This window comes from Streptomyces sp. NPDC018693 (assembly GCF_044391385.1).
Lineage (GTDB): Bacteria > Actinomycetota > Actinomycetes > Streptomycetales > Streptomycetaceae > Streptomyces.
In genome coordinates this window covers 230,564-253,928 of the sequence record NZ_JBIRZZ010000004.1, presented here as the reverse complement: position 1 = coordinate 253,928, position 23,365 = coordinate 230,564, and the positions used below count along the sequence as shown (strand labels likewise).

23 protein-coding genes and 2 pseudogenes are annotated in these 23,365 nt (G+C 71.8%); 9 read left to right on the top strand and 16 right to left on the bottom strand.

The window, feature by feature from the left end; genetic code table 11:
* Positions 1–38 precede the first annotated feature (38 nt).
* A complete protein-coding gene (locus ACH5AC_RS13155; RefSeq protein ID WP_398861837.1) occupies positions 39–1,064 on the bottom strand; it encodes a sigma-70 family RNA polymerase sigma factor in 1,026 nt (341 codons plus the stop codon).
* Between the two features lie 53 nt (positions 1,065–1,117).
* Positions 1,118–2,101: a lytic transglycosylase domain-containing protein gene (locus tag ACH5AC_RS13150; protein WP_398862206.1), complete on the bottom strand. Its 984-nt coding sequence runs from the start codon at positions 2,099–2,101 to the stop codon at positions 1,118–1,120.
* Positions 2,102–2,290: 189 nt separating this feature from the next.
* On the opposite strand from ACH5AC_RS13150, the gene ACH5AC_RS13145 reads away from it, so the two are divergent.
* The 6 genes from ACH5AC_RS13145 (at position 2,291) to ACH5AC_RS13120 (ending at position 6,382) form a co-directional block, all read left to right on the top strand.
* A complete protein-coding gene (locus ACH5AC_RS13145) occupies positions 2,291–2,539 on the top strand; it encodes a hypothetical protein (protein WP_398861836.1) in 249 nt (82 codons plus the stop codon).
* On the top strand, positions 2,536–2,904 hold the full coding sequence (locus ACH5AC_RS13140; RefSeq protein ID WP_398861835.1) for a helix-turn-helix domain-containing protein: 369 nt from the start codon (positions 2,536–2,538) through the stop codon (positions 2,902–2,904). The genes ACH5AC_RS13145 and ACH5AC_RS13140 overlap by 4 nt, the downstream gene beginning before the upstream one ends.
* A gap of 116 nt (positions 2,905–3,020) precedes the next feature.
* Complete coding sequence (uraD, locus tag ACH5AC_RS13135; protein WP_398861834.1) at positions 3,021–3,533, top strand: 2-oxo-4-hydroxy-4-carboxy-5-ureidoimidazoline decarboxylase; 513 nt, start codon at positions 3,021–3,023, stop codon at positions 3,531–3,533.
* Positions 3,534–3,537: 4 nt separating this feature from the next.
* Positions 3,538–3,939, top strand: coding sequence for a hydroxyisourate hydrolase (uraH, locus tag ACH5AC_RS13130; protein ID WP_398861833.1), 402 nt, complete (start codon positions 3,538–3,540; stop codon positions 3,937–3,939).
* A gap of 7 nt (positions 3,940–3,946) precedes the next feature.
* Positions 3,947–4,882 carry a factor-independent urate hydroxylase gene (gene pucL, locus ACH5AC_RS13125; RefSeq protein ID WP_398861832.1) on the top strand — a complete coding sequence of 312 codons (936 nt, stop codon included), beginning with the start codon at positions 3,947–3,949 and terminating at the stop codon, positions 4,880–4,882.
* A 120-nt stretch (positions 4,883–5,002) separates the two neighbouring features.
* Complete coding sequence (locus ACH5AC_RS13120) at positions 5,003–6,382, top strand: 8-oxoguanine deaminase (protein ID WP_398861831.1); 1,380 nt, start codon at positions 5,003–5,005, stop codon at positions 6,380–6,382.
* A gap of 184 nt (positions 6,383–6,566) precedes the next feature.
* On the opposite strand, the gene ACH5AC_RS13115 is transcribed toward ACH5AC_RS13120, so the two are convergent.
* Together ACH5AC_RS13115 and ACH5AC_RS13110 are read right to left on the bottom strand one after the other, a co-directional pair.
* On the bottom strand, positions 6,567–7,055 hold the full coding sequence (locus tag ACH5AC_RS13115) for a helix-turn-helix domain-containing protein (RefSeq protein WP_398861830.1): 489 nt from the start codon (positions 7,053–7,055) through the stop codon (positions 6,567–6,569).
* Positions 7,056–7,279: 224 nt separating this feature from the next.
* Positions 7,280–8,716: an MFS transporter gene (locus ACH5AC_RS13110; RefSeq protein ID WP_398861829.1), complete on the bottom strand. Its 1,437-nt coding sequence runs from the start codon at positions 8,714–8,716 to the stop codon at positions 7,280–7,282.
* Positions 8,717–8,808: 92 nt separating this feature from the next.
* Here ACH5AC_RS13110 and ACH5AC_RS13105 point away from each other — a divergent pair, with 92 nt between their 5' ends.
* Positions 8,809–9,210: a winged helix-turn-helix transcriptional regulator gene (locus ACH5AC_RS13105; RefSeq protein WP_398861828.1), complete on the top strand. Its 402-nt coding sequence runs from the start codon at positions 8,809–8,811 to the stop codon at positions 9,208–9,210.
* 9 nt (positions 9,211–9,219) lie between these two features.
* Here the strand turns inward: ACH5AC_RS13105 and ACH5AC_RS13100 are convergent, their stop codons facing one another.
* The 4 genes from ACH5AC_RS13100 to ACH5AC_RS13085 all read right to left on the bottom strand — a co-directional run bounded on the left by ACH5AC_RS13100 (position 9,220) and on the right by ACH5AC_RS13085 (position 12,261).
* A complete protein-coding gene (locus ACH5AC_RS13100) occupies positions 9,220–9,642 on the bottom strand; it encodes an acyl-CoA thioesterase (RefSeq protein WP_398861827.1) in 423 nt (140 codons plus the stop codon).
* A 51-nt stretch (positions 9,643–9,693) separates the two neighbouring features.
* On the bottom strand, positions 9,694–10,314 hold the full coding sequence (locus ACH5AC_RS13095) for a hypothetical protein (RefSeq protein ID WP_398861826.1): 621 nt from the start codon (positions 10,312–10,314) through the stop codon (positions 9,694–9,696).
* Positions 10,315–10,547: 233 nt separating this feature from the next.
* Positions 10,548–10,979: an SRPBCC family protein gene (locus ACH5AC_RS13090; RefSeq protein WP_398861825.1), complete on the bottom strand. Its 432-nt coding sequence runs from the start codon at positions 10,977–10,979 to the stop codon at positions 10,548–10,550.
* 73 nt (positions 10,980–11,052) lie between these two features.
* Positions 11,053–12,261 carry a pyridoxal phosphate-dependent aminotransferase gene (locus tag ACH5AC_RS13085; RefSeq protein ID WP_398861824.1) on the bottom strand — a complete coding sequence of 403 codons (1,209 nt, stop codon included), beginning with the start codon at positions 12,259–12,261 and terminating at the stop codon, positions 11,053–11,055.
* Between the two features lie 81 nt (positions 12,262–12,342).
* Between ACH5AC_RS13085 and ACH5AC_RS13080 the strand changes: the two genes are divergently transcribed.
* Positions 12,343–12,990 (top strand): winged helix-turn-helix transcriptional regulator, encoded by a 648-nt coding sequence (locus tag ACH5AC_RS13080; RefSeq protein ID WP_398861823.1) that lies wholly within the window; start codon positions 12,343–12,345, stop codon positions 12,988–12,990.
* 15 nt (positions 12,991–13,005) lie between these two features.
* Here the strand turns inward: ACH5AC_RS13080 and ACH5AC_RS13075 are convergent.
* The 5 genes and pseudogenes from ACH5AC_RS13075 to ACH5AC_RS13055 form a co-directional block, all read right to left on the bottom strand.
* Positions 13,006–13,417: pseudogene (locus ACH5AC_RS13075) on the bottom strand (hypothetical protein).
* Between the two features lie 79 nt (positions 13,418–13,496).
* Complete coding sequence (locus ACH5AC_RS13070; RefSeq protein WP_398861822.1) at positions 13,497–13,643, bottom strand: hypothetical protein; 147 nt, start codon at positions 13,641–13,643, stop codon at positions 13,497–13,499.
* A 296-nt stretch (positions 13,644–13,939) separates the two neighbouring features.
* Positions 13,940–14,737, bottom strand: coding sequence for a hypothetical protein (locus ACH5AC_RS13065; RefSeq protein ID WP_398861821.1), 798 nt, complete (start codon positions 14,735–14,737; stop codon positions 13,940–13,942).
* Positions 14,737–15,999 carry a VWA domain-containing protein gene (locus ACH5AC_RS13060; RefSeq protein WP_398861820.1) on the bottom strand — a complete coding sequence of 421 codons (1,263 nt, stop codon included), beginning with the start codon at positions 15,997–15,999 and terminating at the stop codon, positions 14,737–14,739. The genes ACH5AC_RS13065 and ACH5AC_RS13060 overlap by 1 nt, the downstream gene beginning before the upstream one ends.
* A gap of 65 nt (positions 16,000–16,064) precedes the next feature.
* A complete protein-coding gene (locus ACH5AC_RS13055) occupies positions 16,065–17,570 on the bottom strand; it encodes an IucA/IucC family protein (RefSeq protein WP_398861819.1) in 1,506 nt (501 codons plus the stop codon).
* A gap of 1,050 nt (positions 17,571–18,620) precedes the next feature.
* On the opposite strand from ACH5AC_RS13055, the pseudogene ACH5AC_RS13050 reads away from it, so the two are divergent.
* A pseudogene (locus ACH5AC_RS13050) lies at positions 18,621–20,003 on the top strand (IucA/IucC family protein); the annotation flags it as partial.
* A 54-nt stretch (positions 20,004–20,057) separates the two neighbouring features.
* Here ACH5AC_RS13050 and ACH5AC_RS13045 read toward each other — a convergent pair.
* From ACH5AC_RS13045 to ACH5AC_RS13035, 3 genes are read right to left on the bottom strand one after another with little or no spacing between them, the layout of a single operon-like run.
* Positions 20,058–21,248 (bottom strand): sugar ABC transporter permease, encoded by a 1,191-nt coding sequence (locus ACH5AC_RS13045; RefSeq protein ID WP_398861818.1) that lies wholly within the window; start codon positions 21,246–21,248, stop codon positions 20,058–20,060.
* A 19-nt stretch (positions 21,249–21,267) separates the two neighbouring features.
* On the bottom strand, positions 21,268–22,041 hold the full coding sequence (locus ACH5AC_RS13040; protein ID WP_398861817.1) for an ATP-binding cassette domain-containing protein: 774 nt from the start codon (positions 22,039–22,041) through the stop codon (positions 21,268–21,270).
* A gap of 37 nt (positions 22,042–22,078) precedes the next feature.
* Positions 22,079–23,167 (bottom strand): substrate-binding domain-containing protein, encoded by a 1,089-nt coding sequence (locus ACH5AC_RS13035; RefSeq protein ID WP_398861816.1) that lies wholly within the window; start codon positions 23,165–23,167, stop codon positions 22,079–22,081.
* Positions 23,168–23,365 lie beyond the last annotated feature (198 nt).

Below are 23,365 nucleotides of genomic sequence, written 5' to 3'. Positions count from 1 at the left end.
AGTGGCGGATTTTTTTTCGAGCGGGTTACGCGGGCGCTCTACGGCAGGGAGGTCGGCGTGGGGACGGAGGGGGCAACCGAGGCCACGGGGGTGACCGGCGGTGCGGTGGCCTCGACCGGTAGCTCCGGTACGTCGGGGACACCCGAAAGCTCCGGCACCTCCGGTGTGGCCGGCAGGGGCAGCGGGGACACCAGGACCTCCGGCACGTCCGGCAGCTCCGGCACGGACAGCGGCAGCAGTGTGCTGGTCGGGGGTGAGGCGACGGATCCGACCGAGGCGGTGGGGGCCGGGGCCGGCGAGTTCTTCGGCTCGGGCTCCGGGCGTGGTGCCTCGGTGCTCGGGGAGCCGGCAGTCGGCTGCGACGCCGTACCGCCGACGCCCGTGCCGGCGCCACCGCCGCCGCCCGCGTCGAGCGCGTGGGGCAGTACGAAGCCCGCCACCGCCAGGGTCGCCGTCGCCGAGGCCACCGCCACCGCCTGCGTCCTGCCGGCCCCGCGGGGACGCCCCCACCCGATGAGGAACAGCGCGAAGCCCAGCGTGGCCGCCAGGGACTGCCGCAGTGTCCGCCGGGCCCGGGCCAGCAGCGACTCGACGGTCCGGTAGCTCAGCCCCATCCGGACGGCGACCTGGCCGACGTCGAGGTCCTGCGACTTCAGCCGCAGCGCCTCGGCCTGCCGTGCGGGCAGCTCCCCACTGCGCACCGCCAGCCACTTCGCCTCTGCCCGGTCGCACACCGCCTCCTCGACGGGCACCGGACCGGGGGCGACGAGGGTCGGGCTGGTGTGCACCTCGGCCTCGCGGTTGACCTGCCGGTACCGGTCGACGCACAGCCGCATGGTCACGGTCGTCAGCCAGGCGCCGAGCCGCTCGTCGTCGAGGTCCGGGCGCTCGGCGGCGCGCAGCATCGCCTCGTGCACGGCGTCCTCGGCGTCCTCCAAGGTCATCGACCGCCGCCGGGCCACCTTGAGCAGTTGCTCGCGGTGGCTCCACATGCGCTGCCAGCGGTCGTGGTCCGCCTCGGCGGAGAAGCCGGCGGAGAAGCCGGCCGAGGTGTCCGTCGCCATGAGTGCCCCTTCGCGCTCACCCACCGGTCCTGTGCTTCCGGCGGGTGGCGACATTACCGCCCGGTAGCGGCGGTTGTGGAGGGGGCGGCTCCGATCGTGTTCGCTCCGTTGCCGGTCAGCTGCCCGGCGGAGGGCAGAGGCAGCTCCACGGGCGGCGACGGGAAGGGGAGCGGCGGCTCGTCGTTCTCCTCGGGCGCGGGGGCCGTCGTAGGAGAGGAGGTGGCGGACGGTGTGGGGGACGAGGAGGCGCCCGGGCGCGGGCCCGTCGGCTTCGGGGACGGTTTCGGGGACTCTGGCCGGGAGGGCGACGGCCGCTCAGCGGGCAGGTCCGACCCGGCGCCGCGGTCCGGCACCACCAGGTGCCCCTCCAGGAAGTACGTGTACCAGGCCCGCACCGTGCGCAGATAGGCGGATGACTGGTTGTAGCCGAGGATCGCCCGGTCCAGGTCGGCCGGGTCGGCGAGGTTGCGGCCGCCCGCGCACAGATAGCGGCCGGCGGCGAGCGCCGCGTCGAAGATGTTGTCCGGGTCGGTCCGCCCGTCGCCGTTGCCGTCCGTGCCCCAACGGGCCCAGGTCGACGGGATGAACTGCATCGGGCCGACCGCCCGGTCGTACTCCGTGTCACCGTCGTACGCGCCGCCGTCCGTGTCCCGGATGACCGCGTAGGGCCCGCCGGTCAGCCGGGGCCCGAGGATCGACGGCACCGCCGTACCGTCCGCCGTCACCCGGCCGCCCCGCGCCTGCCCCGACTCCACCTGCCCGATCGCGGCCAGCAACTGCCAGCGCAGTCCGCAGCCGGGCGCGGTCCGCGCCAGCTCCTCCTCGGCGCGCCGGTAGGCGGCGAACACGGTCTCCGGCAGCGCCCCGCGTGCCACCGGTGCCGTCCCCTCCAGGCCCAGCGGCGGCAACTCCGTGCGGTACGGGCTGTCGCCGGACACGCTCGGCCCCTGCTCGGCGGACGCCTGCCGGACCTGCTCGGCGGCGGCCGCCCGCGCCGGCATCGCCGCGGGCGCCTGCGACGCGGTCAGCGCCGCCATCGCGGCCACCGCGGCCGCCGTACCCCTCGCCCCTCTGATCGCTTGGTGCCCTGCCACCTGCGCAGCCCCTCCCTGTGTGGTCTCCTCGTCTGCTCTACGGCGACAGGACCCGGGTCCGTCGCGGAGATTCCGTCGCAGAGATTCCTCCGTGGAGATTCCGTCGCAGAGATGTCGAGTTAGGTTGAGCACGTGCGATTGAGAGTGGAGTTCACGACCGAGCCCTTCGACCTGGACGAGGCGCCCGCGCACGCGCTGGTGGCCCGTGAGGTCGTCGAGGCGGCCGAGCTGGACGCGGTGGACGTCGGCCCGTTCGGCAACACCGCCGAGGGGGGTGCCGACGCCGTCCTGACCGCCGTGGACGCGTTGCTGCGCAAGACCCTGGAGGCCGGCGCCACCCGGGTGTCGCTGCAGGTCAACGTCATCGAGGAGGACGCGTGACCGGCACCGGCGACGAGCCCTTCATCACGGCGGTGAAACCGCTGGTCGACGCCATGGGCGGGATGATGCTCCCGCCGGACGAGGCCGGCCCCGAGGACGTGGTGCTCTCCTGGGAGGGCGCCGATGTCGTCGCCGTACGCCTGCCGCAGCTCGCGGACTCCCTGGACCACATCCTGGCCGCCATGGAGCGCCGGAAGGGCAAGCCCCTCGCCGATCTCGACCGCAAGTCCAAGCAGGAGGTCGTACGGATACTGGAGGCGCGCGGCGCCTTCACCGTGCGGCATGGCGTGGAGACCGTGGCGAGCGCCCTCGGCGTCAGCCGCTTCACGGTCTACAACTACCTCAACCGGGAGAAAGAGGGCTGAGTGCCCGGGGTTTGTTACCCCGAATTTTCAACAAAGTGTTGACGGAAGGTCGCGCTGGGGCGTTAGCTGACCGCAGCCCGTTCAGCACGAAGGCCGAGACGGCCACGGAGGCACCCGTGACTTCGACTTCCACGCCCCCGGGCCTGGCCCGCTTCAACGACCTGGAGGAGTCCGCGGCCTTCGCCGCCCTCCACGAGGCGTGTGCCTCCACCGCATGGGCGAACCGGCTGCTCGCCGCCCGCCCCTACGCCACCGCTGACGCCCTCTACGCCACGAGCGACGCCGCCATGGCCGAACTGTCCACGGCGGACCTTCAGGAGGCGATGGCCGGGCACCCGCCGATCGGCCGCCCCAAGCCCGGCGACCCGACCTCCGCCCGCGAACAGCGCGGCATGGCCGACGCCTCCGAGGAGCTCAAGGCGGAGATGCTCGAACTGAACCTGGCGTATCAGGAGCGGTTCGGCCATGTCTTCCTCATCTGCGCCACCGGCAGAAGCGCCGAGCAGATGCGGGACGCGGTCAAGGAGCGGATCGGGAACGCGCCGGAGCAGGAGCGGGAGATCGTCCGCACCGAGCTGGGCAAGATCAACCGGATCCGTTTGGCACGGCTCGTCGAAGAGGAAGCCTGACCCCATGAGCACCAGCACCACCGCATCCGTGTCCACCCACGTCCTGGACACCAGCCTCGGCCGCCCCGCCGAGGGCGTCGCCGTCCAGCTCTCCGCCCGTGGCGGCCGGGGCGCGGACTGGCAGGCGCTCGGCGGCTCCGCGACCGACGCGGACGGGCGGTGCAAGGACCTGCCGGCCCTGCCGGAAGGAACCACCCACGTACGACTCCGCTTCGACACCGAGACGTACTTCACCCACAAGCAAGCCGCGGCCCAGCAGGACGCCCCCGCGCTTCGGGACAGCGAGAACGGCCGGCCGGTGTTCTTCCCCGAGGTCACCATCGCCTTCGCGGTGGTGCCCGGCGAGCACTACCACGTTCCGCTGCTGCTCAACCCGTTCGGCTACTCCGTTTACCGAGGGAGCTGACCGACACATGACCCGTTTCGTCCTGGGACAGAACCAGTACGGCAAGGCAGAGAACCGCGTCGTCAAGATCACGCGTGACGGCGACACCCACCACATCAAGGACCTCAACGTCTCCGTCGCCCTCTCCGGCGACATGGAGGAGGTCCACCGCAGCGGTGCCAACGCCAACGTCCTGCCGACCGACACCACCAAGAACACGGTGTACGCCTTCGCGAAGGAGCACGGCATCCAGAGCGCCGAGGACTTCGGCATCAAGCTCGCCCGCCACTTCGTCGACGACAACGAGCCCATCCACCGGGCCCGCATCCGCGTCGAGGAGTACGCCTGGGAGCGGATCGAGACCTCGCGGGACGGCGCCCGCCTCGACGGCGCGGACCAGATCGCCCACTCCTTCGTCCGCAAGGGCCAGGAAACCCGCGTCGCGCAGATCACCTACGACGGCCACGGCATCCAGGTGCTCTCCGGCTTCAAGGACCTGACCGTCATGAACTCGACCAACTCCGAGTTCTGGGGCTTCCTGAAGGACAAGTACACCACCCTCCAGGAGGACTACGACCGCATCCTCGCCACCACCGTCTCCACCTGGTGGCGGCACAACTGGGACGGCGTCGACTCGCACGCCCCCGACTGGGACCGCTCCTACGACGGGGTGCGCGAGCACGCGCTGCAGGCGTTCGCCGAAACCTACTCGTACTCGCTCCAGCAGACCCTCTTCGAGATGGGCGTACGGGTGCTGAACTCCCGCGACGAGGTCGACGAGATCCGCTTCTCGATGCCCAACAAGCACCACTTCCGCTCGGACCTGTCGCCCTTCGGGATCGACAACGAGGCCAAGGACGGCGCCGTCTACTACGCCGCCGACCGCCCCTACGGCCTGATCGAGGCCACCATCCTGCGGGACGGCGCCGAGCAGCTCATCCCGGTCGACATGACCAACCTGTAGGCCACACCTGAATCTCGGCACCCGCGGCCGGAGGGATCCCCACCGGCCGCGGCACTCAAATCCCCCAGGGTCCTGCCGTGCCCTCTCCACCCAGCACATCTCCTTGAAAAGGGACGAATCATGGCAGCAGCCCAGCGCATCGTCATCGAGAACGCTGCGGTCGCGACGGTGGACGCGAACGACACCGAGTACGCCACCGGTCACATCGTCATCGCGGACAACCGCATCGAGTCGCTCGGCGCGGGCAAGGCCCCCGAGGGCCTGGAGAACGTCGTACGCCGCATCGACGCCACCGGGCACCTCGTCACCCCCGGCCTGATCAACACCCACCACCACTTCTACCAGTGGATCACCCGGGGCCTGGCCACCGACCACAACCTCTTCAACTGGCTCGTCGCGCTCTACCCGACCTGGGCGCGCATCGACGAGCCGATGGTCCGCGCGGCCGCCCAGGGCTCGCTGGCGATGATGGCCCGCGGCGGCGTCACCACCGCCATGGACCACCACTACGTCTTCCCGCGGGGCTCCGGCGACCTGTCCGGCGCGATCATCCGCGCCGCCCGCGACATGGGCGTCCGCTTCACCCTGGCCCGCGGCTCCATGGACCGCAGCGTCAAGGACGGCGGCCTGCCCCCGGACTTCGCCGTCGAGACCCTCGAAGGCGCCCTGGCCGCCACCGAGGAGACCGTCAAGCAGCACCACGACGCCTCCTTCGACGCCATGACCCAGGTCGCCGTCGCGCCCTGCTCGCCCTTCTCCGTCTCCACCGAACTCCTCCGAGAGGGCGCCGAGTTGGCGCGTCGCCTCGGGGTGCGGCTGCACACCCACGGCTCGGAGACGGTCGAGGAGGAGAAGTTCTGCCACGAGCTGTTCGGCATGGGCCCCACCGACTACTTCGAGTCCACCGGCTGGCTCGGCGAGGACGTGTGGATGGCGCACTGCGTCCACATGAACGACTCCGACATCGCCGCCTTCGCCCGCACGAAGACCGGCGTCGCCCACTGCCCCTCCTCCAACGCCCGCCTCGCGGCCGGCATCGCCCGCGTCCCCGACATGCTCGCGGCCGGCGTCCCGGTCGGCCTCGGCGTCGACGGCACCGCGTCCAACGAGTCCGGCGAACTGCACACCGAGCTGCGCAACGCCCTGCTCATCAACCGCCTCGGCGCGCACCGCGAGGCCGCGCTGAACGCCCGTCAGGCACTGCGCCTCGGCACGTACGGCGGCGCCCAGGTGCTGGGCCGCGCCACCGAGATCGGCTCCCTGGAGCCGGGCAAGCTCGCCGACCTGGTGCTGTGGAAGCTGGACACCCTCGCCCACGCGTCCATCGCCGACCCGGTGACCGCGCTGGTCTTCGGCGCGGCGGCACCGGTCACCGCGTCCTTCGTGAATGGCCGTCAGATCGTCGAGGACGGGCGGCTGCTGACGGCCGACGAGGACGCGATCGCGCGCGCCACGCGCGAGGAGGCGCGGCGGCTGGCGCAGATCTCCGCCGAGGGCTGAGCCGCCCGCAGGACTCCGGCCGGGAGGGACGGCTCCCGGCCGGTGACCGTGGATCCCATCGGGGTCCATGGCGGCCGTCTCCGGGGCGCGCGTACGTGCGCGCGCTCCGGAACGGTCACCGTTACCCCCGGAAAAGAGGTCTGCGAAAAGAGGTCGCCGTCAGCAGCCCGGGAGCCGTCGTACGTCAGCGGTGGGTGAACGGCCGGCAGGGCTGGGCGTCGGGGCGACGGCCGGTGAAGAAGGAGCGGGGTGGTACGCCCATCAGGGTGCGGAAATCGGATGTCATGTGGGACTGGTCGTAGTAGCCGGTCACTGCGGCCAGCTCGGCCCAGGAGAGGCGGGTGGCGTGCGCGAGGACCGCTCGTACGCGGTCGATGCGGGCGTAGTGCTTGGGCCAGAGACCGACGCCCTCGGCGAACAGGTAGCGCAGTTGGCGCTCACTGACCGCGAGGTCGCGTGCCACATCCCGCACCTGGACGGGAAGGCGGCCCGACCGGACCGACAGCGCGGCGACACCGGCCCTCAGCAGTGCGGCGCGCGAGCGGTCCGGGGCGGCCGCCGGCCGGTCGGGGAGCCGGTGCGCCAGGTGGGTCACCAGCTCCGCCGAGCCCATCTGCCACAGCTCGCGGCCCAGTTGGCGGGCCGTCACGGCCGGCAGGTCGCCGAGCGGCACCACCCGGCGCCGCCGACGGGTTCCTGACGGCCACCGCCTATGTGCGCCGGGGCGGCAACGCGGTCGTCACGGACGACGTGGCGAAGGTGCTCGGCCGTCCGGCGCGCAGCTACCGGGAGTGGGCGCGGGCACACCGGGCGGTTTTCGATCAGGCATGACATGACGTGACGCGGCGGTGCGGGCGGGACCGGCGAGGCCCACCCGCACCGCCGTGCGGTACCGGCTCAGTCCGCCTTCCTCCGCAGCACGCCCGCTGCCAGCACCAGCGCTCCCAGGGCGATCAGCGAGGCGATCCGGAAGGCGAGTCGGTGGCCCTCGGCCGTGGCCGGGAGCAGCTCGGTGCCACGGCCGACGAGTTCGTCGGTGCGGCTCGCCGCCAGGGTCGACAGCACCGCGAGACCGAGCGAACCGCCCACCACCTGTGTGGTGTTGAACAGCCCGGACGCCAGACCCGCGTCCTCCTCCCGCGCCCCCGTCATCGCCAGCCCGGTCAGCGCGGGCATCGCCGCGGCGAAGCCGACGGCCAGCAGGAGCAGGGGCGGCAGGACGTCCCTGACGTACGTGCCGTCGGAGGGGGCGCGGCTCAGCAGGGCCATGCCGGCGCTGATCAGGACCAGCCCGGCGAGCAGCACCCGGTACGGCCCGTACCGGCCGACCGTCCGCGCCGACAGGCCCAGCATCAGCGTGCCGATCACCACCGGGGCGGGCAGGAAGGCCAGGCCGGTCGTCAGCTCGTCGTAGCCGAGGACCCGCTGGACGTAGAGCGCGCCGATGAACTGGAAGCCGTACATCGTCGCGATCATCAGCACCTGGACCGCGTTGGCGCCGCTGAGCAGCCGCGAGCCGAACAGCCGCAGCCGCAGGAGAGGGCGGGCGGCCCGCGCCTGCCGGGCGATGAAGGTGACGTACAGGGCGACGGAGAGCAGGGCGAGGAGGGCGGTGGCCGAGGCCGGACGGCCGGCGGAGCCGACGATGACGTACACCGTGAGCATGAGGGCGCTCGTGATCAGCGCCGCGCCCGGGTAGTCCGCGCCCTTGCCGAGCCCGGCGCCGCTGTCCGGGGCGAGCACACGGACGGCCGCGACCAGCGCCACCACACCGATCGGCAGGTTGATCAGGAAGATCCAGTGCCAGTTGAGCAGCTGGGTGAGCGCCCCGCCGAGGAACGTGCCGAGCGCACCGCCCGCCGCGCCGACCGCGCTGAACACCGCGATGGCACGGGCCTGTTCACGCGGCTCCGGAAAGAGCGACACCAGCATGCCCAGGACCACCGCCGAGGTCATCGCCCCGCCGACGCCCTGCGCGGCGCGGGCCGCGATCAGCAGGCCCTGGTCGTTCGCCACACCGCACAGCACGGACGCCGCCGTGAACACCGCGAGGCCCACCGTGAACATCCGCTTGCGCCCCACCAGGTCACCGAGCCGGCCCACCAGCAACAGCAGCCCGCCGAACGGGATCAGATAGGCGTTGACGACCCAGGCCAGCCCCGGCCCGCTGAAACCGAGGTCGTTCTGGATGGCGGGCATGGCTACGGTGACGATGTTGCCGTCCAGGATCGTCATCAGCGTCCCCGCGCACAGGACGACGAGCGACGCCCAACGGGAGTACGTTCGGTGCGTTCGGTGAGGTGTCCTCGTGGGGGACTCGATGATGGCCGTCATGGCGGCGGTGCCTCCGCGTTCTCCAAAGGTGCACGACTTGTAACGGGCTTCATCGTGGTTGACCATGGAGGGCGGCGTAAGGAGGCAGTTCGATGTCCCGAAGGAACACCGGTGTTACCTCGCAGGTCGTGAACGCGCACGCGTGCCCGGTCCGCGAAGTTCTTGACAGGGTCTCCGGCAAATGGAGCGTGCAGATCCTGGTCGCGGCCGCGCACGGCCCCATCCGCTTCACCGAGTTGGAGCGCGGCATCGAGGGCATCAGCCGCCGCATGCTCACCCTCACCCTGCGCAACCTGGAGCGCGACGGCCTGATCACCCGCACGGTGCATCCGACGGTGCCGCCGAAGGTGGAGTACGAACTGACACCGGTGGCCGAGGAGTTGCACGAGACCCTGCAACGCCTGACCGGCTGGGCCGAGCGCAACAGGGTCTACATCGCCGAGTCCCGCGCCGCCTACGACGCCGAGCACGACCCGGAGCTGGTCGACGCCTGACCGGCCGGCCTACAGCCCGAACAGCGCGGGATCCGTGGCCAGTTCCTTGAAGTAGCCCTGGGGATGGGCCACCATCCGCCGCTTCTCCAGATCCAACAGCCCGCCGACGGCCGTGATCTCGGCCGCGACGGTGCCGTCCGTCTTGCTGATCACCTGGTGGATGCGGAAAGTCTTGCCCTCACCCCACTCGAAGACGCACGTCACATCCACCTCGTCACCGGCGAGCAGCTCCCGCTGGTAGCGGATGGTGGTCTCCAGCGCGACGGGTCCGACACCACTGCCGATCAGTCTGGCCTGACTGACACCGGCGGCCTGGAGCAGCGACCAGCGGGCGTGCTCCGCATAGTTGATGTAGACGCTCTGGTTGAGATGGCCCTGGACGTCCGTCTCATACCCGCGGACGGTGACCCGGACGGAAAACGGTTCGCTCACTGCTACCTCTCATCACGGTCGATGTATGACCCACCGATCTTGGCATGCCGGTCAGGCCCGGCGCGGGGAGGCGAGCAGATACGCCCGCCCGGTCCGGTGATCCAGATGCTCGCCCACCTGCCACCCCGCCGCCTCCAGTGTGACCGCGCAGGCCCGCAGGAACTCCCCGCCCGGCCCGCCGACCGCCACGGCCTCCGGCTGCGGGGTCGCCCGCACGCGGTACCCTTCGCCCTCCGGCCCGGCGGGCCGGTGCCCGGCCGCCTCCAGGGCGAGCGCGGCCGCCCGCACCAGATGCGTCCGCTCCCAGCCGCAGGGCCGGTCCATGGCCCCGTCCGGATTGGTCATCCGCCGCAGCTCCAGCAGCCCCTGCCAGGCGCCGCGCACCTCGCGCAGCCGGGCCGCCGCGTCGACCGGCGCGGCCTCCTCACCACCGACCCGCGCCGCGAACACGTCTGTCCGCCCGGCGGGCTCCGGTTCCGGTTCCGGCGCCGCGTCCCGTACCCGATGCCCGGCGGGCGTGAGGAAGTGATCGTGCGGCGGCCGAGGATGCCGAAAGGCAAGCCCCCGCCTGACCAGCCCCTCCAACTGCGCCGGCGTCCCCTTCACCCGCCCGGTCACCGGATCGGCGGCATCGATCAGCCGCCGCTGAGCGGCGGTCGGCGGTCGCGTCACGGCGTGCTCCTCCCTGCCTGCCGGGAAGGCTACGCCGAGGCACTGACACCCGGCCGTCACAGCCTGCGGGTCCATGAGCCGGTCCCTGCCCTCGGCGGCGAACTCCGGTCAGTAGGAGGCCACTTCACAATCCGGGTCGAGCGTCGCCTCCGCGCGCCAGCAGGGCCAGCAGGGCCAGCGGGGACGGTGGCCGGGCATTCCCTCCCTTGGGACCCTCCCTTCGGGCGCGCAACTCAGCGGCCGTGTTCCGCGTACTCCCTGAAGTGCTCCAGATCGCTGCGGACGAGCCGTTCGATCGCGTTGGCCTGGGCGAAGCCCCTGGGGCCGCCGAAGGTCGCGCGGACGGTGTCGGGGTCGTACTCGACGCGGGCCTGGACCCGGGTGTGGCCCTGGTCGATGGGGTGGAGGGAGAAGGAACCCTTCAGTTCGGGGGCGCCCGTGGTGCGCCATTCCATGACGCGCTCCCCGGCGCGGTCGGAGACCTCGGCCTCCACCTCCCGGGTCCCGCCGCCCGCCTCGACGTCGAGATGCGCGCGCCCTCCCGCCTCCGTACGGGCGTCGCGCACACCGGCCATGAAGCGGGCGTAGTCCTCCACCCGGTGCAGGCTGTCCCAGGCCCTGTCCACCGCCACCGCGACGTCGACGTGTTCTTCGAGGGTGCTCATGGCTACCTCCGGGGTCGGCGCATGAAGCCTTCTGGTTCCAGTGTGCGCCCGGTGGCGGCCGAGGAAGGGCCGGCTACTGCCGGTATCCGCTCAGGAACCGTCCGATCCGGCCGATCGCCGCCTCCAGGTCGTCCGCGTGGGGGAGGGTGAGGATGCGGAAGTGATCAGGGGTCGGCCAGTTGAAGCCGGTGCCCTGGACCACCTGGATCTTCTCCCTCAGCAGCAGGTCCAGGACGAACTTCTCGTCGTCGTGGATCTTGTGGACCGCGGGGTCGATGCGCGGGAAGGCGTAGAGGGCGCCCTTCGGCTTCACGCAGGACACGCCGGGGATCTCGTTGAGCTTCTCCCAGGCGATGTCGCGCTGCTCGCGGAGCCTGCCGCCGGGGGCGGTCAGTTCGCGGATGGACTGGCGGCCGCCGAGCGCGGCCTGGATGGCGTACTGGGCGGGCGCGTTGGCGCACAGGCGCATGGAGGCCAGCATGGTCAGGCCCTCCAGGTAGTCGCGGGCGTGCTGCTTGGGGCCCGTCACCACCAGCCAGCCGGAGCGGAAGCCCGCCACGCGGTAGGTCTTGGACAGCCCGCAGAAGGTGAGGACGACCAGGTCGGGGGCGAGCGCGGCGGCCGAGTGGTGCACGGCGTCGTCGTAGAGGATCTGGTCGTAGATCTCGTCGGCGAAGACCATCAGGCCGTGGCGCCGGGCCAGGTCGAGGATGCCCTCGACGATCTCCCTGGGGTAGACCGCGCCGGTGGGGTTGTTCGGGTTGATGATCACGACGGCCTTGGTGCGGTCGGTGATCTTCGACTCCATGTCGGCGAGGTCCGGGTACCACTCCGCCTGCTCGTCGCACAGGTAGTGGACCGCCTTGCCGCCCGCGAGGGTCGTCACGGCCGTCCAGAGCGGGAAGTCGGGGGCAGGGATCAGGATCTCGTCGCCGTCCTCGACCAGCGCCTGTACGGCCATCGAGACCAGCTCGGACACGCCGTTGCCGAGGAAGACGTCGTCGACGTCCACGCTCAGGCCCAGCGTCTGGTAGCGCTGGGCGACGGCGCGGCGGGCGGAGAGGATGCCGCGGGAATCGGTGTATCCGTGCGCCTGCGGGAGCATCCGGATCATGTCCTGGAGGATCTCCTCCGGCGCTTCGAAGCCGAACAGCGCCGGGTTGCCGGTGTTGAGGCGCAGCACGCTGTGGCCGGCCTCCTCCAGCGCGTTCGCGTGCTCGATCACCGGGCCGCGGATCTCGTAACAGACCTCGCTGAGCTTGTTCGACTGCCGGAACTCCATGCGTCCCTCCGGTAACTGGGGTTGCTTGGTTTTACCAAGTGTGAGCTTGGAAAGTCCAACGACATGTCTAGACTGCGTGCCATGTCACCTCGCCGAAGCTACGACCAGTACTGTTCCGCCGCCCGCGCCCTCGACGTCGTCGGCGACCGCTGGACCCTGCTGATCGTCCGGGAGCTGCTCGCCGGCCCGCGCCGCTACACGGACCTGCACGCCGACCTGCCGGGCGTCAGCACGGACGTACTCGCCTCACGGCTGAAGGACATGGAACGGGACGGCCTGAGCACCCGCCGCAAGCTGCCACCGCCGGGCGCCGCCTACGTCTACGAACTCACCCCGCGCGGACGGCAGTTGCTGCCCGTCCTGCAGGCCCTGGGCGCGTGGGGCCAGGCCGAGCTGGGCGAGCGACGCCCCACCGACGCCGTACGAGCACACTGGTTCGCCCTGCCCCTGCTGCGCTCGCTCGAGGGGCACGGAGTCGTCGAAGTCAGCCTGGACGAAGGTGACTTCCACCTGTACGTGGGTGCCGAGGACGGCCCCGTCTACGGCGAGGGCCCCGCCCCGGGCGAGCCCGACGCGCGGCTCGTACTGGACGTAGGCACCTGGGAGGCCGTAAGCCGGGGGGAGTCGACCCTGGAGGAGGCGGTGCGGGCCGGCCTCGTCGAGGTAACCGGCGAGGGCACGCTGGCCAAGATCCTGAAAGAGCGTTCCACGGGGATGGAAGGCAGCTGACCCTTCTGCACGCCTCTACCAAGCGGCAGCCTGCAGAACTTGTAGGGCGATGTCCCGAACCGGCCGGCCGTCCGTCGGGATACGGACCGTGCCCGTGGGTGCGCCCTCATCCAGATACCGTGCCATCCGCAGGCTTCGCTCGATGTGAGCGTATAGCTGCGATCCGATTTCCCTCTGGGCGAGCCGCTGTCGCACGGTAGCTTCCTCGGCCGTGAGCAGGATGTGAGTGACGGTGAATATTCCGTTCGGTGATCGCTGTGCGGTGAGGATCGCCCTCGGGGGCGGGATGAATCTGGTCCATGTAGTCCCCCTCGACAAGACAGTGCGCAGTGCCCGTCTCCTGCAGCACTGCGGACACCTCCCATGAGACGGTCGTCTTCCCTACGCCCGCACCACCACCGATGAGCAACAGTTCATGAGCAGTCATGGCTCGTCAGCCTGACAGAGGCCGGACCGCCGCAGCATGTGGTTCTGGTCGGGTTCTTCAGGCACCGCTCCCGGACTCCTCAGTCGTGCGTTCCCGGTGCCCGGTACCAGGTCTTGTCGCGCCGGTACTCGTCCGGCAGCGCCCCGAGACCGGTGGTCAGATGTCCGACGGCGCCCTGCCCGTCACGCAGATGCAGCGCGGCCATGTGAGGCTCTGAGCCTCTCATGGCCGCCATGTTGGCGTCTGTGGCCTCCAGCGCCCACTCGTGAGACCGGTCGTACCAGGCCAGCGCTGTGGCCGACACGGTCCGCCAAGGACCCCCGAACGCCGGCGTACATATCGACCACGGTGCGGAGTTGATGGCGCATCACGTCGGACATACGCGGCCGGTGCCGCCGGACCCGGGCATTCCACTGCCGCGTTCGGGCGGGGAGATCCTGCTCGTGCACAACGGCGACGCCGTCCGCAAACGCACATCAGCCCGCCGCACGCTGCGCGCGCACGGCGGGCCGCGATGAACTCTCAGCCCGCTGAAGGCACCCGCCGGGGTCGGCCCGCGCCACGCGTCAGCGTGTAGCCGCCGATGCCCGCGAGCGCGGCCAGCGCCGCGCCGATCCCCGTCCACACCCACCGGTCGGACCACCAGCCGGACGACCAGCCGCCGTCCGGCTCGATGCTCGACAGTACGGCGGAGGTCTTGGAATCGTCGCCCTCGGCATCCGACTTGACCGCGACACCCGGCACCAGGGGCTCCGCCAGCCAGCCGTCCACCGCCGCCGCGCCGCCGATGTCCTTGGAGTCGACGCGGATCTCGGCGTCGACGGGCTGTCCCAGGTCACTCGTCCGGAGGCGCAGCGCGGTCAGTCGGACGTAGTACGTGCCCGGCAGCGGGTCGTCGGCCCACGGCTCCGACCAGGCGCGCACGGTCCGCAGGACGCACGCCAGCTCGACCGCGGACGCGTCCTGCGCCGCGGTCCGCGTCTGGGCGCCGTACTGGCACGCCTGGCGGCGTCGCAGACCGTCGTAGACGTCGATCTGCCAGGTCTGGGCGGCGTGAGCCTGCGGCAGCTTCACCGTCGCCTTCACAGTGGGCCGCTGACCCGTGTCCGCCGGGAAGGACCAGTACAGGTAGTCGCCGGTGGAGGCGCTCGCCGTGGCGGTCTCGCCCTGGTCGATCTCGGCCGCCGTACGGAACGACGTGCCCGCCGACCTGGGCGCGTCGTCCGAAGGGCTGGGGGAGGGGGACGAGTCGGCCGCGGCGGGCGACGCCGCGAGTCCCAGCGTCAGCAGGGCAACGCCCAACGCACGTGTGATCCGCATCAGTTGGTCCTCCAGACCGCGACACGCCAGCGTGACAGCCAGCCCCACAACAGACCCGCCACGAAGCCGACCAGCACCAGGAGGCCGAGCAGCCACCAGCCCCGGCCGAGGCCGAAGGACGCCACGTCGTCCGCCTGTGACGGGCCGTCGACCACGTCCACGGTCAGCTCCACCGGCATGCCCGGCGTGGTCTTCACCCCGGAGGCCGCGGAGAAGGAGTTCGTCACCAGCAGGCACACCGTCTCGGCGGGCGCGTCGTCGTCGTCGCTCTCCGGGCGCGGGTAGCGCAGACCGGTCGAGATCACGTCCGTACGGCCGTTTCCGGCGGCCTCGCCGCGTACGATCTCCCGGCCGTGCGTGGTGATCGCGCGCAGCAGCACGCCGTAGTCCGGGTTCATCGCGCGGTCCGACGAGACGCTCACCGAGGCGCGCAGTTCCTGGCCGGGCTCGACGTCCACCCGGTACCAGCGCTCCTGGCCGAACTCCTCGCGGTCGGTGTACAGGCCGGACTTGAGCGTCGGCGCCTTCGCGCAGGAGGTCGCGCCGTCGACCGCGACGGGCGTCACCACCGGCTTGGCCGCCTGGTCCACCAACTGGTTCACCTTGTCGGTGAGTTCGTCGGTGTGCTCGACCGAGGTGTACGTCCCGCCGGTCGCCTCGGCGATACAGCTGAGCTGCACGCGCATCTTGGTGTTGGGCACCAGGCCCAGGGTGTCGATGGTCAGGCCGATGCCCTTGGCCGCGATCTCCCGGGCCACCTCGCAGGGGTCCAGCGGGGCGCAGGTGTCCTCACCGTCACTGATCAGGACGATCCGCTTGGTGCCGGTGCCGCCCTCCAGGTCGTCGGCCGCCTTCAGCAGCGCCGGGCCGATCGGCGTCCAGCCGGTGGGCTGGAGGGTCGCCACCGCCGTCTTGGCCTCGGTGCGGTCCAGCGGGCCGACCGGGTACAGCTGCGCGGTGTCCTTGCAGCCGGTCTGCCGGTCGTCACCCGGGTAGTTGGCGCCGAGGGTGCGGATGCCGAGCTGGACCTCCTCCGGCGTGGCGTCCAGGATCTCGTTGAACGCCTGCTTGGCCGCGGCCATCCGCGACTTGCCGTCGATGTCCGTCGCCCGCATCGAACCGCTCACGTCGAGGAGAAGGTTGACCTTCGGCGCGGCGGCGGTGGTCTCGTCGGCGACCGCCCCGGCCGGGAAGGCGATCCCGGCCGCGAGCGCGGCGAGCAGGGCGCACACGCCCGCCGCCAGCCGTTGTGTTCTGATCATCGGCGGATCCTATTGATCAGAGGTGTCCCGCTCCAAAACGGGTCGGGAAGTATCTCGAAACGGCATCAGGAAGCGGTGTCCGCCAGCGGATTCGGCAGCACCGTCCACTGGTCCCCGGGCACTCCCGGTGACAGCCGCATCAGCGTCAGCGCCTTCACCGGGAGCGGTTCCTCGCACAGCGCCACGACGTCCGGTGTGCGCGCCAGCTCCCGTACGGCCGTCTCCAGCGCCGCCCGCAGCGCCGGCCGGCCGCCTGCCGTGGCCGCCAGCGCGCCGCCCACCAGCGAGCCGAACAGCTTGCGCCGCAGGGCCGTGTCGTCGTCCGTCACGATCCGCGCGGGCAGCTCCGGCACCGGGATGCCGTGGCGGGCGAGGCGGGCCGGACTGACCCGGATGTCGGCGAGGTCGCGGTAGACCAGCCGTCGTACCGCGCCCGACGGGGACAGTACGACCAGCAGGTTCTGCCCGTGCGCCTCCAGCGCCACGCCCAGCTCCAGCAGCCGCAGCCCGACGGTGAGGGCGAGGCGTGCGAAGTCCGCCGACCAAGCGGGGTCGCGGGGAAGCCCCGTGGTGGGGAGAGCGGCCACCGGTACGACGTGCTCGCCCGGGCCCGCGTGCACGCGTGGCGACTCTCGCCACACCGCACCCAGGTCGGGGGAGTCGGCCGTGGCCGCGCCCAGGGTGCGGGTGATGTGCAGCAGGCCGTCGGTGCGGGCCGCCAGTGTCTCCGCGAACGCGGACAGCGCCGCCGAGTTGACCACCGACGCGACGGAGATGTCCCGCACCGAGGAGGTGAGGCGCGCGCTCAGCGCGGTCTTGACGTGCGGCCCGTCCGGCACCGCGAGCGTGCGCAGCGACATCAGCGGATGCGCCGCGATCCCCTCCTCACAGGGCCGCTTGAGGACGTGCGCGGCCTGCCACGGATGCACGGGCAGCAACAGCCGTGTCCCGTCCCGCAGTTCCTCCGGCCATCCGCCCGCCACCTGGCACTCCGCCTCCTGTACCGGCAGCAGCCCGAGCCGCACCACCGGCCCGTGCTCCGGCCCGTAGGCGAACTGCTCGGCCACCGAGAAGCCGGGCCGGGAACGGCAGTTGGGATGGAACGGATGCCCGTCGACGACCCGCCGCTCCCACTCCCAGTCGGTCGTCGGCCACTCTTTCACCGGGTCCTGCTGAGCGGCCCGCGACAGCGCCAACGAGGCGACACTGTGGCCCAGTTCGGCGGCGAACCCCGCGCCGTGCGGCACCCGGAGGTCTGTCATCAGTCGCGCCGGGTCCTCGTACACCTCGTCGCCGAGCCGTACGGCGGTGACGTAGTCGGCCGTCGCGTACGGGTCGCAGCGCGGGCCGTGCAGCAGGCGGCCGTCGGTCAGCCGCAGCGTGATGCCCTCCCCGCCGGTCTCCCGTCCGCCGATCCACGGCAGGGGCTCATGGGCCAGCGCCCGCCACAGACGGCTCAGCACGCCCGCCCGGGCCCCGGGCAGCGCGGCCGCGTACCGCGGGCCGAGAGCGGGACGCAGGGCGGCCAGTTCGGCGGCCACCTCGGCCTCGGCGGTGGGGGGACGGTGCACGGGCGGGCTCCTCGGGTACGAGTAGGGCAGGGCAGCGGGGTCGTGACGCCAGCGATACTGATCGTCTCCGCCTGACTGAACCGTAGGGAACGAGTGAAACGCGTGGACCTCCCCCCACCCCCTGACGACGCCGCCACCCTCGCGACGGCCCCGCTCCTGAACTGCCTGCTACGAGAGGTCGCCGAGCCACTGCCGGACGCCACCGGCGAGTGGCTGGGGGCCGCTGAGGGGGTGTCGCCGGCGGCTGGGTCACTCCCGGGCCCTGCCGACGCGCGGTCGGGTGCCGGCGGGTCGCGGCTGGGGGCCGGCGACGGGGGGTCGGGGCTTGCTGCGCCGCATGGCGCGGGCTCTGCCGCCCATGCGCGGTCGGGTGTCGCCGGGTCGCGGTCGGGGGCTGCTGATGAGGGGTCGGGAGCTGGTCGGCCACGCGGCGCGGGCTTTGCCGTGGACGGGGGGCCGGTAGCGGCTGTGTCGCTGCCGGGGGACGCCGATGCGCGGTCGGGAGCCGCGCCCCGACTCGGAACCGCTGATGCGCGGTCCGTAGCTGCCGGGGTGGGGTCGGAAGGTGCCGGGGCTCGTTCCGAGGGTGCCGAGGCGCGGTGCGAGGGCGCCGGGGTGGGGTCTGAGGGTGCCGGGGTGCGGTTCGGGGGTGCTGGGGTGCGGTCTGAGGTTGCCGGGGCGCGGTCGGAAGGTCCCGGGGTGCGGTCCGGGGTTGCCGGGGTGCGGTTCGGGGGCGCTGGGGTGGGGGCGGAAGGTCCCGGGGCTCGGTCTGAGGTTGCCGAGGCGCGGTCGGAAGGTGCCAGGGTGCGGTCTGAGGGTGCCGGGGTGCGGTTCGGGGGTGCCGGGGTGTGGTCGGAAGGTGCCGGGGTGCGGTGCGACGGTGCCGGGGTGGGGTCTGAGGGTGCCGAGTCGCGGTCGGAAGGTGCCGGGGTGGGCTCTGAGGGTGCCGAGGTGCGGTGTGAGGGTGCCGGGGTGGGGTCGGAAGGTGCCGGGGCGGGGTTCGAAGGTGTCGAGGCGCGGTCCCGAGTAGTCGGGGTGGGGTTCGGGGGTGGGGGGCGGTGCGTGTATCGGCTGCCCGGCACCGGGCGGTTGTTGCGGGTGCGGGGCACGCGGCGGCCCGTTGAGCCGGAGGTGTGGGCGGGGGGTGGGTGGTGTCGGCTCGGGCATGCCGAGTTGGTCAAGTTCGTGGCCGAGGAGCTGCGCCGTCACACGGGGATGTCCAACCATGAGCTGCCCGCCGAGATGCTGGACAGCAGGGCCGCGCTCACCGCGATCCTCGCCGCACGCGCGCGTGCCGTTCCGCCCGATGACCTTTATCTGCGGTCCGAGCAGGCCCTCGTCACCGGGCACCCCCACCACCCCGCCCCCAAGGCGCGCGGCGGCGGTCCGGTCGCCGGGTGGCTGCCGTACGCGCCCGAGGCGCACGCCCGGTTTCCGCTCGCCCTGCTGGGCGTCCGGGAGGATCAGGTCGTCGAGGAGGGCGATGTGTCCGCGCTCGACGCGCTCGGCGCGGCCCCGCCCGGCTACCGGCTGTTGCCCGCCCACCCCTGGCAGCTCGACCTGACCGGCCCCGACCTGGCGCCCGCCTTCGCCGACGGCCGCCTCGTCCGCCTCGGCGAGAGCACGTTCAGCACCTGGCCCACGGCCGCGATCCGTACCGTGTACGCACCCGACGCCGACCTGTTCCTGAAGTTCAGCCTCGATGTGCGGATCACCAATGACGTACGCCGGCTGTGGCGCCACGACCTGCTGAGACTCCGCCGTACGGACGAGGCCGCCGCGCACGCCCTCGCGGCGGCCCCCGGCGGCGCGGCCTGGCTCAGTGACCGCGGCTACCGCACCGCCCGCTTCGCCTTCGAGGAACTCGCCGTCCTGGTCCGCGACGGGCTGCGCGGCCCCGCCCGGCCCGGCACCACGCCGCTGCTCGCGGCCGGGCTGGTGGAGGGCTTCGCGGGCAGCCCGCTGCCGGCCACCGCCGACCCGGCGGCCTGGTGGGCGGCGTATCTGCGCGCGGTCGTACCGCCCGCCCTCACCGCCTTCGCGGATCACGGGGTCGTCCTGGAGGCGCACCTGCAGAACACCCTGGTCGCCGTCGACGCCGACGGCCTGCCCGCGCAGGCCCTGTTCCGCGACGCGGAGGGCGTGAAGCTGCTGCCGGAGGTGTCCCGTGCGGCCGGCTGGGAGCGGCTGGTGTACTGCCTGGTCGTGAACCACCTCGTCGAGGTCGCCGGCGCCCTCACCGAGCACCACCCGGGGTTCGACGCGTGGCCCGCCGTACGCCATGAGCTGGCCCGGCACGACCTCCCCGAGGCCACCGCCCTGCTCACCGCGCCGACCCTGCCCGCCAAGACCAACCTGCTGCTGCGCTGGACCGGCGCGGACGGCGCCGCCGCCCGCTACCTGCCGCTGCCCAACCCGCTGGCCCGCCCCTGACGGGGCCCGGCGTTCATGGATTCCCGGTCAGGGGCGAGGTGCCCGCCCGTCGTGTCAGGCCCGCCCGTGGGCCTGCTGCGAGTGCCGGGCCAGCGCGTCGATGACGATCGCGGCGAAGAGCACCCCACCCGTGATCATGAACTGGACGGCGGTGGGGGTGTCCGTGATCACCATGCCGGAGGCGATCGACTGGATCACCAGCATGCCGAGCACCGCCGACCAGGTCGTACCGCGCCCCCCGAACAGACTGGTGCCCCCGATGACGGCCGCCGCGATCGCGTTGAGCAGCAGGACGCCCGGCCCCGATCCCTGGCTCACCGAGGTGATCCGCGAGGCCAGGAACAGACCGCCGAGCGCGGCCAGGGTGCCCGAGACGGCGAGCACGGCCGTCTGCACCCGCACCACGCTGAGGCTGGCGCGACGGGCCGCCTCGACGCCGCCGCCGAGCGCGTAGACCTGCCGCCCGTAGTGCGTGCGGCGCAGCACGATGTCCAGGCCCGCCACCACCACCAGGAAGATCAGCAGGGCGAGCGGCAGCCCCTGGAACCGGTTGAGCAGGTAGGCGGCGGTGAAGGCGATCACCGCGAGGAACCCGGTGCGCACGATGATGGCGCGCAGCGTGCGGTGCGGCATGTCCATGGCCTTGCGGCGCCGCCGGTCCTGGTGCGCGACGAGGAAGACCAGGCCCGTGCCGAGTGCCGCCACACCGTAGGCGACGGCGTCATGGGTGAAGTAGTGGCTGGTCAGCTTGGCGACGAGTCCGTTCTCGTCGAGGTTGACGGTGCCGCTGGTCCCGAGGATGTAGAGCATGAGGCCGTTCCAGGTGAGCAGCCCCGCGAGGGTGATGACGAAGGCGGGCACCCGGGTCTTGGCGAAGGAGAAGCCCTGGATGGCTCCCGCCGTGGTCCCCACGCACACGCCGATGATGACGGCGAGCCACTCCGGCACGCCGTTGTTCACGTTCAGCACGGCGAACACGGCCGCGGCGAGGCCGCTGATAGAGCCGACCGACAGATCGAGTTCACCGATGAGCAGGACGAACACGATGCCGACCGCGATCAGACCGGTGCCCACGATGTCCACGCTGATGTTGGACAGGTTCCGCGGTGACAGGAAGTTCTCGTTGAGGGACTGGAAGGTGATCCACACCGCGGCGAGGACCAGGACGACGGGCAGCGAGCCCGGTTCGCCCGCGACCAGCTTGCGGCGGAGGACGGCGGCCCCGCCCGCCAGCCTGTCGCGCATCCCCTTCACCATCCCGCGGTCACCATCCCGGGTCCCGATGGCTCATCTGCCGGGGCACGTTCTCCGTGGCACCGGTGATGGAGGAGATGATCTGTTCCTGGGGCGTGGTGTTCACGTCGAAGAAGCCGTTGTTGCGGCCGAGTCTGAGCACGGCGGCCCGGTCGGCGAGCGCCTTCACATCGCCCATGTTGTGGCTGATGAGCAGCACACCGAGACCCCGGTCGCGCATCTCGTCGACCAGGTCCAGGACCTCACCGGTCTGCTCAAGCCCCAGGGCCGCGGTCGGTTCGTCCAGGAGGAGGACCCGGGGGCCGCCGAGCAGTGAGCGGGCGATGGCGACGGTCTGCCGCTGACCGCTGGACAACGACACGACCGGGGCCCGCAGATCGGGGATGCCCCTGGTCAGGCGGCCCAGCAGCTGTCGGGTGCGACGCTCCATCTCGACCTCGTCGAGGAAACCGAACCGGCTGATCTCCCGGCCGAGGAAGAGATTGCCGACGACGTCCAGGTTCCCGCAGAGTGCGAGGTCCTGGTAGACGGTGGCGATGCCCAGGTCCCGGGCGTCGTGGGGACGCCGGATGGGGACCGCCCGCCCCTCCCACTCGATGACCCCCTTGTCCGCCGGGGCGACTCCGGAGATCACCTTCACCAGGGTGGACTTGCCGGCCCCGTTGTCCCCCAGCAGCGCCACCACCTGCCCGGCGCGGATCTCCAGCTCGACGTCGGTGAGGACGTCGACGACACCGAAGCGCTTGCACACGCCGCGCAGCGCCAGCAAGGGGGGAGTCGGCACGCCGACCATCTCCTTCCCGCTTCCCGTGACCGGCCCGTCAGGTGAGTCCGGCCTTGTCGCAGGCGGCGGCCAGGTGGGAGGGACAGATCTGCCGGACGGTGTACACACCGTCCCTGACCAAGGTCTCCTTGATGTTGCCGGACGTCACGGACACCGGGGTGAGCAGGACGGCCGGAACCTCTTCGCCGTCGGCGGTCCGCACCGTGTCCGTGGCGACCTGGTCGAGGCTCTCACCACGGGCCGCGGCCACGGCCATCGCGGCGCCGGAGGTGGCCTCGGGCCCGAAGGGCTTGTAGACGGTCATGTACTGATCACCGGCGACGATGCGCCGTACGGCTGCCAGTTCGGCGTCCTGCCCGGTGACCGGGGGCAGCGGGGCGACCTTCTGCGCCTTCAGCGCGGAGATGCTGCCGGCGGCGAGGCCGTCGTTGGCGGCGTACACCCCGTCGATGTTCTCGGCCCCGAGGGAGGAGATGGCGCCGGTCATGTTCCGGTGCGCGATCTCCGACCGCCACAGTCGGGTGTCGTACGCCTTGCCGATCTTCACCCTGCCCTCCAGCACGGACAGCGCTCCCTTCTTGAACGCCACCGCGTTCGGGTCGATGGGATCACCGTTCATCATGACGATCTGGGGGTCGGCCCCCCGGCCTTCCAGGGCGTCCAGCAGAGCCCTCCCCTGGAGCCTGCCGACCTCCTCGCCGTCGAAGGAGACGTACCCCGAGACCGGGCCCGCGGCGAGACGGTCGTAGGCGATGACGGGGATGCCCGCCTCGTCCGCGCTCCTGACGGCGGGGCCCAGCGAGCGGGCGTCGACGGCCACGAGCACGATGGCGTCGACACCCTCGGTGATCATGGAGTGCATCTGTTCCTGCTGGATGGCCACATCGCCCTTGGCGTTGGCGTGCTTGATCCGGCAGACGTCGCACAGCTCCTCGATCTTCTGGTCGAGCAGGGGCCTGTCGTGTGTCTCCCAGCGCGCCGTGGTGGCGTCCGGCAGCAGCACGCCGATCGTCGGGGAGTTCGCTCCGCCCGAGTCGTCGCCGGCACCCTGCCCGCAGGCCGACAGGGCGACGGCCGTCGAGACGGCGGCCACGGCGATCACCGCGCCTCGTATGCAGGTCTTCATCGGGGACCTCGCGAAGGAGTCCGACTATGTCGTCAGTGTGGCACCGGCCGCGGTGATCCGCGAACGCACCGGGTAGTGGCGGCAGCACCGGGTACGGGCAGTAAATAAGGCGATACATTGCACTTTGCCCCATATGAGAGACGCTGGTAGCCGGGTGCCCCGAATCCCAGCCGTCGGCGCCTGTGGGCTTGGGCAGGA

Coding starts and splice junctions, on each gene's coding strand:
- ACH5AC_RS13155 (WP_398861837.1), bottom strand. CDS start 1,064: ATGGCGACGGACACCTCGGCCGGCTTCTCCGCCGGCTTCTCCGCCGAG.
- ACH5AC_RS13150 (WP_398862206.1), bottom strand. CDS start 2,101: ATGGCGGCGCTGACCGCGTCGCAGGCGCCCGCGGCGATGCCGGCGCGG.
- uraH (WP_398861833.1), top strand. CDS start 3,538: ATGAGCACCAGCACCACCGCATCCGTGTCCACCCACGTCCTGGACACC.
- pucL (WP_398861832.1), top strand. CDS start 3,947: ATGACCCGTTTCGTCCTGGGACAGAACCAGTACGGCAAGGCAGAGAAC.
- ACH5AC_RS13120 (WP_398861831.1), top strand. CDS start 5,003: ATGGCAGCAGCCCAGCGCATCGTCATCGAGAACGCTGCGGTCGCGACG.
- ACH5AC_RS13110 (WP_398861829.1), bottom strand. CDS start 8,716: ATGACGGCCATCATCGAGTCCCCCACGAGGACACCTCACCGAACGCAC.
- ACH5AC_RS13105 (WP_398861828.1), top strand. CDS start 8,809: ATGTCCCGAAGGAACACCGGTGTTACCTCGCAGGTCGTGAACGCGCAC.
- ACH5AC_RS13090 (WP_398861825.1), bottom strand. CDS start 10,979: ATGAGCACCCTCGAAGAACACGTCGACGTCGCGGTGGCGGTGGACAGG.
- ACH5AC_RS13085 (WP_398861824.1), bottom strand. CDS start 12,261: ATGGAGTTCCGGCAGTCGAACAAGCTCAGCGAGGTCTGTTACGAGATC.
- ACH5AC_RS13080 (WP_398861823.1), top strand. CDS start 12,343: ATGTCACCTCGCCGAAGCTACGACCAGTACTGTTCCGCCGCCCGCGCC.
- ACH5AC_RS13070 (WP_398861822.1), bottom strand. CDS start 13,643: ATGAGAGGCTCAGAGCCTCACATGGCCGCGCTGCATCTGCGTGACGGG.
- ACH5AC_RS13065 (WP_398861821.1), bottom strand. CDS start 14,737: ATGCGGATCACACGTGCGTTGGGCGTTGCCCTGCTGACGCTGGGACTC.
- ACH5AC_RS13060 (WP_398861820.1), bottom strand. CDS start 15,999: ATGATCAGAACACAACGGCTGGCGGCGGGCGTGTGCGCCCTGCTCGCC.
- ACH5AC_RS13045 (WP_398861818.1), bottom strand. CDS start 21,248: ATGCGCGACAGGCTGGCGGGCGGGGCCGCCGTCCTCCGCCGCAAGCTG.
- ACH5AC_RS13035 (WP_398861816.1), bottom strand. CDS start 23,167: ATGAAGACCTGCATACGAGGCGCGGTGATCGCCGTGGCCGCCGTCTCG.